This is a genomic window from Burkholderia sp. AU31624 (assembly GCF_020420065.1).
In the GTDB taxonomy this organism is placed as follows: Bacteria; Pseudomonadota; Gammaproteobacteria; order Burkholderiales; family Burkholderiaceae; genus Burkholderia.
This window is the reverse complement of record NZ_JAIZRT010000008.1, coordinates 369,728-383,360: the sequence shown is the minus strand read 5'-3', so window position 1 is coordinate 383,360 and position 13,633 is coordinate 369,728. Positions and strand designations below refer to the sequence as shown.

The 13,633-nt window shown below is 68.6% G+C and carries 10 protein-coding genes; 2 read left to right on the top strand and 8 right to left on the bottom strand.

Going from position 1 to position 13,633, the window contains the following annotated elements; translation table 11 throughout:
* Window positions 1–34: 34 nt before the first annotated feature.
* From tagF to LGM89_RS28715, 6 genes are all read right to left on the bottom strand, one after another.
* Entirely contained in the window at window positions 35–730 is a 696-nt protein-coding gene (tagF, locus tag LGM89_RS28740; protein ID WP_226274707.1) for a type VI secretion system-associated protein TagF, read from the bottom strand.
* Window positions 712–4,338 carry a type VI secretion system membrane subunit TssM gene (tssM, locus tag LGM89_RS28735; RefSeq protein WP_226274706.1) on the bottom strand — a complete coding sequence of 1,209 codons (3,627 nt, stop codon included), beginning with the start codon at window positions 4,336–4,338 and terminating at the stop codon, window positions 712–714. Before tssM ends, tagF begins: the two co-directional genes overlap by 19 nt.
* A 2-nt stretch (window positions 4,339–4,340) precedes the next feature.
* Window positions 4,341–5,663: a DotU family type VI secretion system protein gene (locus LGM89_RS28730; RefSeq protein ID WP_089496940.1), complete on the bottom strand. Its 1,323-nt coding sequence runs from the start codon at window positions 5,661–5,663 to the stop codon at window positions 4,341–4,343.
* A 15-nt stretch (window positions 5,664–5,678) separates the two neighbouring features.
* Window positions 5,679–7,097 carry a type VI secretion system baseplate subunit TssK gene (gene tssK / locus LGM89_RS28725; RefSeq protein ID WP_226274705.1) on the bottom strand — a complete coding sequence of 473 codons (1,419 nt, stop codon included), beginning with the start codon at window positions 7,095–7,097 and terminating at the stop codon, window positions 5,679–5,681.
* Window positions 7,094–7,609 (bottom strand): type VI secretion system lipoprotein TssJ, encoded by a 516-nt coding sequence (gene tssJ, locus LGM89_RS28720; RefSeq protein ID WP_226204199.1) that lies wholly within the window; start codon window positions 7,607–7,609, stop codon window positions 7,094–7,096. Before tssJ ends, tssK begins: the two co-directional genes overlap by 4 nt.
* Before the next feature lie 77 nt (window positions 7,610–7,686).
* Complete coding sequence (locus LGM89_RS28715) at window positions 7,687–8,181, bottom strand: hypothetical protein (RefSeq protein WP_226274704.1); 495 nt, start codon at window positions 8,179–8,181, stop codon at window positions 7,687–7,689.
* Window positions 8,182–8,239: 58 nt separating this feature from the next.
* Here LGM89_RS28715 and LGM89_RS28710 point away from each other — a divergent pair, with 58 nt between their 5' ends.
* Together LGM89_RS28710 and tagH are read left to right on the top strand one after the other, a co-directional pair.
* A complete protein-coding gene (locus LGM89_RS28710; protein WP_089442474.1) occupies window positions 8,240–8,626 on the top strand; it encodes a TssQ family T6SS-associated lipoprotein in 387 nt (128 codons plus the stop codon).
* 44 nt (window positions 8,627–8,670) lie between these two features.
* Window positions 8,671–10,143 carry a type VI secretion system-associated FHA domain protein TagH gene (gene tagH / locus LGM89_RS28705; protein WP_226274703.1) on the top strand — a complete coding sequence of 491 codons (1,473 nt, stop codon included), beginning with the start codon at window positions 8,671–8,673 and terminating at the stop codon, window positions 10,141–10,143.
* Window positions 10,144–10,197: 54 nt separating this feature from the next.
* Here the strand turns inward: tagH and LGM89_RS28700 are convergent, their stop codons facing one another.
* Both LGM89_RS28700 and LGM89_RS28695 read right to left on the bottom strand, forming a co-directional pair.
* Complete coding sequence (locus tag LGM89_RS28700) at window positions 10,198–11,676, bottom strand: diguanylate cyclase (protein WP_226203309.1); 1,479 nt, start codon at window positions 11,674–11,676, stop codon at window positions 10,198–10,200.
* Window positions 11,677–12,051: 375 nt separating this feature from the next.
* Window positions 12,052–13,497, bottom strand: coding sequence for an NAD-dependent succinate-semialdehyde dehydrogenase (locus LGM89_RS28695; protein WP_089462634.1), 1,446 nt, complete (start codon window positions 13,495–13,497; stop codon window positions 12,052–12,054).
* Between the last annotated feature and the right edge of the window lie 136 nt (window positions 13,498–13,633).

Sequence of the window (13,633 nt, the reverse complement as noted above, 5' to 3'; positions counted from 1 at the left end):
CACCCGCCGCACCCGCCGTCCGTCAGCCGGGTCGCTAGCTGCCGCCGAACAGCGTCAGGAACAGCGCGTTGTCGGGCGTGCCCGTATGCGCGTGCGTGCGCAGCGGCGATCCGTCCGCGCGGTTGGTCCACCAGAAACTGGTGCCGCCGTGCGGATCGAAGTAACCGGACAGCCCGGGCCACGCGGCCGGGGCCGGCCGTTCCGGCGGCGGCGCCGGCATACCGTTGACGATGTCGGCGTAGGTGTCGTCGCCCGGCGTGAGCCGCACGCGCGCCAGCATCTGCTCGAGATCGCCGGGCGCGCGGGCATGGCGGATCGTGTCGAGCAGCGCCTGGCCGACCTGCCAGTAGAACGTGTCGGCGGCATCCGGCAGCCCGTTCCAGTAATCGACGGCGCGCATCGGCAGCGTGACGATCACCGGGTAGTAGCGCCCCACGCGGTCGCAGCTCGGCGCGAGGCAGCCCGGCTGAATGCACGACGCCCCCGCGCCCGCCGGAATCAGGAAATTCCAGACCGGCGCGACGGTGTAGTGGCGCTCGATCTCGTCCGCGCCGCGCTGGCGCATCGCGGCCATGCCCTGCTGGAGCCAGCGCTCCCACCACAGCGCAAGCGCATGCGGCAGCCGGCTGTTCACGAAGTCGCCGGCGCCGGGAATCTTCCCGTACCAGGCCGGCGCATCGCCGTCGGTACGCGTGAACGGCGGTGTCGGGCTCATGGCTTCGGCGGGCATGTAAAGGACTCCATCTGGGGCAGCCTGAACGGGTTGCGGACACTGCCCGCATTCACTTGCAGCACGATCGGTTTGCCGTCGACCGTGAAGCGCGCAATCATCTGGTCCGAGCCGCGCCCGGCCGACACCCCCGCGCGGTCGAACAGCCGGTGCAGCGCCCACGGCCCGTCGGTCGAGAAGCCGTCGGTCGCGCCGGCCTGCCCGGACACCTGCAGCCGCACCTGGTTGCTGCCGCGCGGGCCCGGCCAGTTCACCGCGCTCTGCACGAGCGGGCCGTGCGCGTAGCGGACGATCTGCCCGTCGACGTCGAGCACCATCTCCGTGATCGACGGGTCCATTTCGAGCGGCTGAATCTGTACCTTCAGCTGGGCGGTGCGCGCGCCGCCGCCGAAGTAGACGTCGCGGATCACCGCCGCCTTCTCGAACGACGCCAGCATCGCGGCGGCCGACGGATCGGCGTCCGCATTGCGGTTCGCGAAGCGCCACGGGTGCGACGTCGTATCGACGATCGACTGCAGGTTCTTCTGGAAGAAGTCGTCCATCAGCCCACCGGGCGCGAACATCTGCGCGAAATCCGCCGGCGCGACGTCGCGCGCCGCGCCGCGCGCGAACGGATAGCGGCCCGCGATCGCCTGCCGGCAGAAGTCGCCGACGTTCGCGCCGGCCCGCGTCGCGACGCTGCGCTGCTCGACGGTCGCCACGCTGCCGTTCGCGACGTTCGACAGGTCGTCGAGCACTTCGCGGAACGGTGTCGGCAGGCGGCCGGCCTGCGCACGCAGCTTCGCGGGCGCATCGGACGGCGGCGGCTGCGCGCCGCTCCTCAGCGCGTCGTCGGTGGCCGTCAGGTACGTGTACAGCGCGTCGATCGACTTCAGCACGTCGTTGAATGCCGACGCCTGGTCGCCGCTGCCCGGCGCGAACGCACGCAGCCCGGCGAAGTGGCTGTCGACGATCTGCTCGGCGCTCGCGGGCGCCGCCGCGGACGCACTCGAATTGCTGCCCTGGCCCGCGAAGATCTGCGACAGCGAGCTGCGCGCCTCGTCGACCTTGTCCTGCGCACGCGCCGCGAGATTGCGCGCCCCGCCCGGTGCGTCGCCGAGCGCGGTGTCGCGTGCGAGCGCCACCATCAGCCGCGTGAGCGGCGAATCGGCAGAGGACAACGCACGCGCCACCTGGATGCTCTGCGCGAGCGTCGCGGTGCGCTGCAGCTTGATGTCGGCGAGATAGTCGTCCCAGATCTTCAGGTAGTCGTTCAGGTAGAGCTGGCGGATATCGCGCGCCCACGCGGCCGCGTCGTTCGGGCCGGGAATCTCGGACAGCCCGAGGTTCAGCACCCACACCTCCTCGCGCCCGTACGCTTCGACCTCGCCGGCCAGGCGCGGCGCGAACACGTTGCGATAGCCGTTGCGCGTGTAGAGCCCCGGCACGCCTTCCGACAGCGGCTTGCCGCTCTGCCGGCGGAACACCAGCGACGCGTCGGGGCCGACCGCCCGCGCCACGCTGAAGTCGAACGCGGAGGTGGCCGGCCGCAGCGTCATCGTCATCTGCCGGTACAGCCGCTGCGAGAACGGCACCTGGCGCAGCCGGTCGCGCACGTCGGCCACGAGCCGCTCGTTCATCGGATACGGCGACACCGCGACCCGGTTGCCGAACAGCGCGGCGAGATGCGCACGCAGCGCGGCGCGTTCGGCCGGCGAGAAATCGGGCGGTAGCGCGCGTTCCATCTCGAGGTCGACGACGGCCTGCACGAACGCGGGATCGTAGTGCGCGCTGTCGTACAGCATCAGGTAGGCCTTCAGCGCCGCATACGCATATTCGGTCTCGTCGGGCCGTGCGTCGCGCAGCGCCGCCTCCATCCGGCTCGCGGCGATCGGCAGCAGCACGTCTTCGAGCGCGCGCCGGTACACGGCGTCGACGGCTTCGTCGATCTTCTCGCCCTGGAACAACCCCCACCGGTACGCGAGCGGAGGATGCTGCAGGTCGACGCCGCCCGCATTCGCGAGGTTGCCGAGCGCGTCGAGCACGGGCAGCAGGCGCGCGACGTCGGCCGCATCGGAGAATGTCGCGCCGGCGATCTGCGCATCGACGGCCGGCACACGCCCGGCGATCTGGTCGAGATACGTGCGGTTGTTCGAATAGCTGCGCAGCCACGCAAACAGCACGGCCACGCACACCAGCGCGAGCAGCACGTAGCCGGCGATCTGCAAAACGCGCCGCTTCTGGTGCCAGCGCAGGTCGCTGCCGGCGAGCGCGGCCTCGCGGAAGATGTGTTCCTGCAGCAGCGACTTCAGGAAGAAGCTGCGCCCGGTCGAGCCGACCTGCGCGACCGGCGGCACGCCCTCGATCTTCAGGAAGCGCTTGATGCCGCTCATCACGCGATCGAACGCGGTGCCCTCCTGCGTGCCGCTCGTCAGGTAGACGCCGCGCAGCATCGGCATCGGCTCGTAGCTCGACACGGAAAACACCTCGGCGACGAACTGGCCGAGCATGTCCTGCAGGTCGGCGATCTGCTGCGGCAGCAGGTAGGTCATCTCGCGCTGGCGCGCGTCGGTCTGCGCGGCGAGCAGTTCGGGCAGCCCGTCGTTCAGCCGCTGGTGCAGCAGCCGGTATTCGCGGTCGAATGCCGCCCGCAGGTCGAAGCCCGGCGCCTCGCTCTGCGCGAGCGGGAACGTGAAGCCCCACACCTGCGCGCATTCGGCGCGGCCGTAGTGGCTGAAATACTCGGCGAAGCCCGCGAGCAGGTCGGCCTTCGTCACGAGCAGGTACACGGGAAAGCGGATGCCGAGCTGCGCGCGCAACTCGAGCAGCCGCTTGCGCAGCACCATCGCGTGCTGCGTGCGTTCGGCTTCCGACGCACCGAGCAGGTCGGCCACGCTGATCGTCAGCATCGCGCCGTTCAGCGGCTGGCGTGTGCGGTACTTCTTCAGCAGGTCGACGAAGCCTTTCCATTCGGCCTCGTCGAGCGCGCGGTTGCCCTCGTGCGTCGTGTAGCGGCCGGCCGTGTCGATCAGCACCGCGTCGTTCGTGAACCACCAGTCGCAATGCCGCGTGCCGCCCACACCGCGGATCGCCGCGCGGCCGAACTGCTCGGCCAGCGGAAAACTCAGCCCGGAATTCACGAGCGCGGTGGTCTTGCCCGAGCCCGGCGCGCCGATGAACACGTACCACGGCAACTGATACAGATACTGGCGCGACATCCGGTCGAACCAGCGCGGCAAGCCCTTGCGCACGGTGTCGGCCTGCCCGAAGCGCACCTTCTTCAGCAGCGAAGCGGCTTCGTCGAAGCGGCTGCGCAACTCGTCGAGCTGCGCTTTCGCCGGATCGTCGGCGGTGGCCGGCCCGGGCGCGGCCTCGCGCAGCTGGTTCAGCAACTGCGCGTTGAGCCGGCCGGCGCGCCAGCTGCGCCACGCGACGCGTGCGCCCCACGCGATGAACAGCACCGCGATCGTGAGCCCGCGCGCCCAGCCGCTTTCGAGCGGCCGGACCTCGGCGAACGCGAACAGCGGCCCCGCGAGCCACACGAAGCACGCGAGCACGACGAGACCCGCGAAGGTCCAGATCTCCCGCGACGGCAACGGCCGGACGAAACGCGCGACAGCCTGGTTCATGGTCAATTGGCTCCCTGCGTGGCGCTCGCGCCGACGGCGGCGCTGCCGGGCGCCGGCAGCAGTGTGATCTCGACGCGCCGGTTCAGTGCGCGGTTCGCCGGCGAATCGTTCGGCGCGACCGGATCGAGCGTGCCGCGCCCTTCCGCCGCGAGCCGCTCCGGATGGTCGAGCCGCGCGGCGATCATCCCGCGCACGGCTTCCGCGCGTTCGCGCGACAGGTCCCAGTTCGATGCGAAGCGCGCCGTATGCACGGGCGTGTCGTCGGTATAGCCGGTCACGCGCACGTTGCCGGGCACCTTGTTCAACGCATCGGCCACGCGCGCGAGCACCGGCACGTAGCGGTCGATCACCGACGTCGAGCCGGACTTGAATACCCCGTCGCCGCGCAGCACGATCACGCTGCGGTCGGCCTGGTCGCGCACCGCCACGAGGCCGGCCGCGATCTCCGGTTCCAGGAACTTCGCGATGCGCGGCGCCTGCGCCGGGCGCGGCGGCGCCTGCGCGGGCTGCAGTTTCGGCACGTGCAGCGCGTCGATCGACGCGAACAGCCGATCCGAATGCCCGGCGAGCGCGATCCGCAGCCCGACGAACACGCCGAAGCCGATCAGCAGCGCGAGCGCCACGCACACCCACAGCGGCACGCCGAAGCGGCGCGCGACGTCGCGCGTGACGACGTCGCGCCAGTGCGGCGACAACGCCGGTTCGAATTCGCCGCGCACCGAGCGGATCGTCAGCGCGAGCTGGTGGCGCAGCGCGTCGAGCTGCGCATGGCCGTTATCGAGTACGCGATAGCGGCCCTCGAAACCGAGCGCGAGACAGAAATACAGGAGCTCGAGCAGGTCGAGATGCTGGCGCGGCTGCTGCGACAGGCGTTCGAGCAGGTGGAAGAATTTCTCGCCGCCCCACGTCTCGTTGTGGAACGACACCAGCAGGCTGTGCGACGACCACACGCTGCCGCCCCACGGCGTCAGCGCGGCCGCCTCGTCGAGCGCGGTGCACAGGCAGTAGCGCGCGCCGATGATCGCTTCCGACGGCACGCCGGCCTCCTGCGCCCGCGCCTCGAACTGCCGGATCTCGACGACCAGGTGCTCGCGCAGCCACGCGGGATTCGGGTGATGGACGGTCGAGCGGATCTGCGGCACCAGGTTGAGCAACGGATTTGCGGCCGCGACGAGCGGGTTCGTGCCGCTCGCGGCCCAGCGCCCGGGGCGCGGCTGCGTCGCGGTCGGGCCGGCCGCGCCCGCCGCGGCCGGATGCATGCCGCCCGGATTCGGCGGCACGAATCCGCCGGCGCCGGGGGAGATCGAATCGGAGGAGGAATTCATCGCGTCGCCCCGCCCTTACCCGCGTATCGCCCAGAACTCCATCGAGAGCCCAGGGAATTCGCCGGCGAAATGGAAAGCGAGACCGCCGGAGCGCGCCAGCTGCTTCCACAGGTCGCTGCCCTTGTCGATCTCGAAGTACGTATGGCCCGCGTGATACGGAATCTGCCGCGGCGCGACCGGCAGCTGGCGCATCGTGATGCCCGGCAGCTGCAGCTGCACGAGATCGCGGATCCGTTCGACCGGCCCGAGCTTCGCCTGCGCGGGAAACCGTGCGCGCAGGCTGTCGGCCGGCACGTCCGCGCGCACGGCGAGCACGAAGCCGGCCGTGTCGCGCAGCGCCGGGTCGGCCAGCGTTGCGACGCGGATGCCGTTGCCCGCATCGCGCAGCTCGATCTGGATCGCGTTCTGCTCGAGCACCGTCGACAGCGACCGGCGCAGCTCGGTCATCAGCTCCGCGAAGCTCGTGCGCAGGTCGTCGTGCACGTAGACCGCAAGCGACTGCGGGCGCCGGCCGGCCGCCGTGAACGTACTCAGGTCGCAGGCGAGCTTCAGCCAGTCGCAGAACAGCGCCTCCGGGTGCGTCGACACGTGCTGCTGCGCGTGCCAGGTCAGCGCGAGATAGCGGTTCACGAGCTGCAGCAGCAGGAAATCCGCGACTTCCGACACGCCGCCGCGCCCGGGCTCCGACAGCCGTGCAGCGAGCGCTTCGCTGCGTTGCGTGAGCAGCCCGTGCAGCTCGCGCGCATACGCCAGCAGCACGGCGTCGTGCTGCGCGACGAGGCGCGGCGGAATGTAGCCGTCGTCGACGAGCAGCCGCGCGTCGGTGCGCCGCTCGACGATCCGTGCGACGCCGAGCGCGTGCCAGTCGCCGGTCAGCTCGGCTTTGAGCATCAGCCGCACGTTCAGGCGGCCCGTCTGCAGCAGCGCGGGGCCGAGCGCGACCGCGTTCGCGTCGGCCACTTCGTATTCGCGAACGACGTAGCGCGCGACGTCGGCGCTGCTATGCGTACCACTTGCGCCGATCGCGGCATTGGCGCCGCTTGCACGTGCACCCGCACCGAACGACACCTCCTCGCCGCCGCCACGCCACAGCGGCAGCGCGAGCACGACGAGCTGGTCCTTCGCATCGGCGGGCACGTCGAGTGGCTCGGGGAGATCGTCCGGATGGGAGAGGTCGAACGGCGTGCCGTCGCGCATCACGCCCGATGCGGTGCGCAGCGCGACCTTGCCGAGCGCCAGTTGCTCGCGATCGAGTTCCAGCGTGTCGAAGCCCCAGTAGAAGCCTTGCAGCGGCAGGCAGCGCAGCGCGACGTAGCGTTCCCAGTGCCGTTCGAGCTGCTGGAAATGCTGCGGCCGCAGGAACATCCCCTCGGTCCACACCACGCGCTGGCGGAGCGCCGCGACCGGCGTCGCGGACATCGTCGGTTCGGTCATGGGCGCCCCTTCGCATCGTTCAGCGCGACGCCGCCATTGCGGACGGCGATCGACAGCTTCAGCTCGCCCGGCGACGTCTGCCAGAACTTGTAGAGATTGAGCTGCTTCGCGCGCGGCAGCGGCACCGTCAGCCGCCAGCGGTTCTTGTCGAGCATCCGGTATTCGGCGACCACGCCGATCGCGCCGGCCTCGACGTTGCCGCGATAGTGCAGCGTGCGCGACTCGCCCGGCCGCAGGATCACGCGGTCGGTGCCGAGCAGGTCCGCGCCGAGCACGTTTTCCGGCTTGTCCTGCAGCGAGAAGAAATCCGCGCTGCCGAACGACGCCGCCGCGCGGAGCTGGAATACCTTCAGCACGATCGGCGAAGGCTTGCGGTTCATGTCAGGGTTGACGTCCGGCGCAACGTCAACGGTGATCGCATACGGCACCGCCGCGGCGTGCTCCGTCGCACCGCACCCCGGCAACAGCATCACGCATCCCCATACGATGAAACTGCTCGACCGCCATTGCATATTCCACCCTCGCCACCCAATAGCCGTGCGCCGGTTTTCGACTTCGAAACCGGATGGCCTGATTGAAAAAGGGACAATTAATTGATCGGTAATTGTGTAACCGGCATATCCATCCATTGCAATTCGTGTCGGCAAATTATTCTTGTAAAAAGCCGGGTCATATCATTAATGATTTTTGAAAGCCGCTTTGGCGAGATGATGGGCAATTGAATCGGGATTGGTAAATTAATGGCAAAGGTTAATCCGGCCGGTGCACGCGGGCTGCCCGGTTCCATGGCGTGGACACCTGTCGGATGGACGCGGGGCGCAAGCCAGCCACCCGCCGGGCAACGGACGCTCGCGACGGAGGTGGTGTGGCAGGCTATTCGTTTCGCACGAACGGACGGCACCGTTTTTCGTGCATTGACGTGCGCTGACCAAACAACTGATGAATCCGAAAAACACAGCGAACTATAGGCCGTTTTTCCGGTTTCACAAGCACGGAGATTCGTAGTCGATTCTGCATTCAGGTGGAAACGGATTGCCGAAATGAAACAAAACGTAACAGCTGGTTGGGTGCCGATGATTGGCACTAGAATCCAACAGCGCTTGTGTGCCACCTTCCAATTACGCCAATCTTTAATTTCAATAATGAAAGGTCGTTCATCGCTCGTTCTTTTTCTCGGCGCACTGTTGCTGGGGGCCGGCGGGTGCAGTACGTCCCCGACACAGTCGGCTGCACGCGCGACGCTCGACAGCGCGCGCGCCGCGTACGACAGCGGCGACTACGGGCGCACGATCGCACTGCTGAGCCATGCGAAGGAGATCGACGGCGCCGACCCCGACACGCAGGTGGCCGCGCACAAGCTCCTCGCGTTCAGCTATTGCGTGACGAACCGCATCACGCCGTGCCGCGCCGAGTTCTCGAAAATTCTCGACCTCAACCCGCGCTTCGACTTGTCCCCTGCCGAGAAGGGGCATCCGATCTGGGGGCCCGCGTTCGAATTCGCGCGCCGCAGGCATGCGTCGTCATCCTGAACGAACCGGTTTCCACGCGAGCGCTTCACCGAGCGACGTATGACATGCAACTGATCGTGATCGAACATGCCGGCGAGCCGGTCGAAAACGACTCCTACGACGCCGTCGTGTTTCATCCGCCCGGCGGCACCATCGGCCGGGCCAGCGACAACCATCTCGTGTTGCGCGACGACACGCGGCAGATATCTCGCCTGCAGGCGCTGCTGCAGGTCGGCGACGACGCGTGCCTGCTGAAGAACCTGAGCAGCGTCTCGACGATCGAGGTGAACCGCGAGCCGGTCGGCTATGCGCAAGAGCGCCCGCTCAATACCGGCGACATCATCCGCATCGGGCCGTACGTGCTGCGCGCCGAACGTGACGACGGCGGCCTGGGCGACGATGCACCGGTCATCGACATGGCGACCGATACCGGCGTGCACGTCGATCCGCCGTCGCAGGCGCGAACGTCGGCGGCGCCCTCGCCCGCATCGTCTTCGCGGATCGATACGAAAGGCGCCGGCAACCGGCTGTGGGGGCTGCTCCAGGATCGTCTCGCGCCACGCGGCAAGGCCGCGGACACCGGTACGCGACCAGGTGGCCCTGCACGGGCGGATGCCACGCAACCGGCGAACCGCGCGGCGCAAACCGTACCGCCCGCCCCTTCACAGCGCGACCTGCACCAGCTGTCGATCGATCCGCTCGACCTGTTCGCGCAGCCGTCGGACGGTATCGGCACATCAGGCACATCAGGCGCAACGGGCACGGCACCGCATGTTGACCGCGGCAACACGGCACGCGAAGCGTCGTCCGCGACCCAGGCCGACCATGCGCCCGAGTGGACCCAACACGTGCGGGTGCAGCCCGCCGCCGCGCGCGCGGCCGATACGCATCCGCAGCCGGCCGCCGAACCGGCGCCGCATGCCGCGCGCGCGCCGACGCCCGATGAACTGCTGAGCGCGTTCTTCGAAGGCGCGGGGCTCGATACGGCCGCCGAGTCGCATCAGTGGTCGGCCGAGCAGTTGTACATCGCGGGCCAGTTGCTGGCGCTGTTCGCGAACGGCACGGTCGAGCTGCTGTCGTCGCGCAGCATCCTGAAGCGCGAGGTGAAGGCGCACATGACGATGCTGCTCGATCGCGAGAACAACCCGCTGAAGCTGCTGCCGGACGGCGGTGCCGTGCTGCGGCAGATGTTCGGGCTGCCGCTGCCGGGCTTCATGTCGCCGCAGAGCGCGGTGAGCGACGCGTTCCAGGATCTGCATGCGCACCAGATCGGCATGGTCGCCGGCATGCGCGCCGCGTTGATGGACCTGCTGACGCGCTTTTCGCCGCAACGGCTGCGCGAGCGCGACGACGCGATGCGCTGGTACGAGAAGCGCGTGCCCGTGCTGTACAAGGCGAGGATGTGGGATCGCTACGCGGCGACCCATCGCGACACGGTGTTCGCGATCGAGGACGATTTCGCGTCGGTGTTCGGCAAGGCGTTTCTGGCCGCGTACGACGCGGAAGTGGAAAGCTACCGCGGCAGCGGCCGGCATTGAGCGCCGCACGGCACGCCCGCCGGCGGTGGCGGGCGGTGCGTGCCGGCGGCGATGTCAGGTGCCCGTTTCATGCGAGGCCACCTTGTTTCGCCCCGTTTCCTTCGCGTGGTACAGCGCCTCGTCGGCCGCCTTGATCACCGCCTCGACCTCCCCTTCCTGCCCGGGCGCCCAGCTTGCCACGCCGATGCTCGCGGTGACGCGTCCGAATTCGCTTTCCGCATGTTCGATCGCGAGCCCGTCGATGGCCGCGCGAATCCGTTCGGCGATCTCGGTCGCGCCCGTGGCCGGCGTATCGGGCAGGATCACGACGAATTCCTCGCCGCCATAGCGGGCGGCGGTGTCCGCGGGACGCCGGATGTTCTCGCCGATGCATCGCGCAACCGCCGCCAGCGCGTCGTCGCCGGCCTGGTGACCATACGTGTCGTTGAAGGCCTTGAAGCGGTCGACGTCGACGAACAGCAGCGAAAACACCGACCGGGCACGGCGTGCGCGGCGCCATTCGAGGTCCAGCACTTCCCCGAACGAGCGGCGATTGTTGAGCCCGGTGAGGCCGTCGGTGCGCGCGAGCATCACCAGCTCCGATTCGGCCCGCATCCTGCGCCGCAACTGGGTGCCCAGCAAGAAGGACAGCACGATGAACGCCGCGCCGAAGGTCGCCACCAGCGCGCCGATCGTGATCGCGCGCCGCCGCCACGCCGCGTAGATGTCCTGCTCCGCCTCGGCGACCATGATGATCAGCGGCAGATGCGGCAACGTCTTGAAGTAGTAGAGGCGGCGCACGTGGTCGATCGTCGAGGTCTCGATGAACGAGCCTTCCGGCGCCGTCATGAAGTGGCGAAACGTCGCCGCCTTGCTGATGTCGCGGCCGATGGTGCGCACGTCGTACGGCTGGCGCATGAACATGATGCCGTCCCGGCCGACCAGCGAGATCGCGCCGTGCGAGCCGAGCGCGAGGCCGGCGAACAGCGTGTGGAAATACTCGAGATTGACCGCGATCAGTGCAATGCCGCCGAACGAGCCGTCCGGATTCGACACGCGGCGCGTCAGCGCCACGCTGAGCGAGCCGCCGCGCAGGCGGGATGCAAACGGATCGCTGATGTAGAGCCCGGCGTTCGGATTGTCCCGGTGAACCGTAAAGTATTTGCGGTCGCCGAAATTGCCCTGGCGCGGCACGTCGTTCGCCGAATCGAGGATGATGTTGCCGGCCGCATCCAGCACGAGCATCGAGCCGAGAAATTGCGCGGTCATCGCGTGATCGAACAGGACGCCGCGCCGCAGGGCCGGCGTGGCCGCCATGACGTCCGGCCGCTGAAGGCCCTGGATCACCGCCTCCAGTGACAGCCCGTACAGCTCGATATTGCGCTCGATGTCGCGCTCGGCGACGAGCGCCAGATTTCGCGACGTCTCGCGTGCGCGATCGAGCGCGTCGTGACGGCTCTGGAACAACTGCAACACGCAGAGGCCCATCAGCGCGCACGCTATCAAGGTCCCCGCCAGCACAACGTAGTACGGCGCTGCCGACCGCGGATGCATCCGTGTCCTCTCAGGTTGGGCCGATGCTGACGCACCGGTTGTTATGGTTTCTTCTGAAATAAGCTATACCAAAAAGTGTGACGTCCGGGTACGAGGGGCAGTCCGTACTTGCCAGGTTGCGGGTCACGTGAGCTGAACGGCATCGGGCGGAAGGTGCCGACGTCAATTCGCCGACGGATGCGGCGCGAGTCGTTGCCGGTGACGGAATTGAAACAATTCGCCAGCAGTGACACGCATATTGAAATACCGAGGAGCGTTGCCGTTCGAATGCACGGCGGGAGCGAGACACTGGCGAGAGACCGGGCGCACCGCCGGGCCCACGCCGATCGCGTGCGCGACGCCGACAGCGCCGTGCACGCGATCGATCGACGACCGTCAGACGGCCATCACCGTCACCGACTTCGTGACGAGGTACGGCTCGAGCGCTTCCGGCCCGCCTTCCGACCCGTAGCCCGAGTCCTTCACGCCGCCGAACGGCATTTCCGGCCACGGCGTCGCCGGCTGGTTGATCCACAGCATCCCGACTTCGAGGCGCTGCGTGAGCAGGTGCACGTTCGCGAACGAACGCGTGAACGCGTAGCCGGCGAGACCGAACGGCAGACGGTTCGCTTCCGCGATCGCCTCTTCGAGCTTGTCGAAACCGCGAATCGCCGCGACCGGGCCGAACGGCTCGTTGTTGAACACGTCCGCCTCGAGCGGCACGTTCGCGATCACGGTTGGCGCGAAGAAGTTGCCTTCCGAGCCGATCCGCTCGCCGCCGGTTTCGATGCTCGCGCCGACCTTGCGCGCGTTGTCGATGACCGACGCCATCGCGGTCAGGCGGCGCGGGTTCGCGAGCGCGCCGAGCGTCGTGCCTTCCTCGAGGCCGTTGCCGACCTTCAGCCCTTCCGCATGCTTGACCAGCGCGCGCGTGAATTCGTCGCGGATGCTGTTGTGCACGAGGAAGCGCGTCGGCGAGATGCAGACTTGCCCCGCGTTGCGGAACTTCGCGCCGCCGGCTGCCTTCACCGCGAGCGCGACGTCGGCGTCCTCGGCCACGATCACCGGTGCATGGCCGCCCAGCTCCATCGTCGCGCGCTTCATGTGCAGGCCCGCCATCGCGGCGAGCTGCTTGCCGACCGGCGTCGAGCCCGTGAACGTGACCTTGCGGATCACCGGGTGCGGGATCAGGTACGACGAGATTTCAGCCGGATCGCCGTACACGAGGCCGATCACGCCGGCCGGCACGCCCGCGTCGACGAACGCGCGCAGCAGCGCGGCCGGCGAGGCCGGGGTTTCTTCCGGCGCTTTCACGAGGAACGAGCAGCCGGTGGCCAGTGCGGCGCTCAGCTTGCGCACGACCTGGTTGACCGGGAAATTCCACGGCGTGAAGGCGGCGACCGGGCCGACCGGCTCCTTCACGACCGTCTGCTGCGCGCCGAGGTTGCGCGGCGGCACGATCCGGCCGTACACGCGGCGGCCTTCGTCCGCGAACCATTCGATGATGTCCGCCGCCGACAGCACTTCGACGCGCGCTTCGGTGAGCGGCTTGCCCTGCTCCTGCGTCATCAGTTGCGCGATCGCGTCGGCGCGTTCGCGCACCAGCGCGGCCGCCTTGCGCATCGTCGCCGCGCGCTCGTGTGCGGGCACCTTGCGCCAGGCCTCGAAGCCGCGTTGCGCGGCGGCGAGCGCCCGGTCGAGATCGGCGATGCCCGCGTGGGCCACCTTGCCGATCGGCTTGCCGGTCGCCGGGTTCACGACGTCGATCGTCTTGCCGCTCGCGGCGTCGACCCACTCGCCGTCGATCAGCAGTTGCGTATCCGTATAAGTCACGTTAGCCATCCAGACACCCCTACATTGCGTCGATAAACGCGCGCTGCCGCGAACGGCCGCGCGCCGGTTGACAGAAAAAGCCACGCCGCCGGGGCAGGCACGCACCCGGCGGCAGTGACGGCGGCCACGCCGGCCCGCCCTCGTT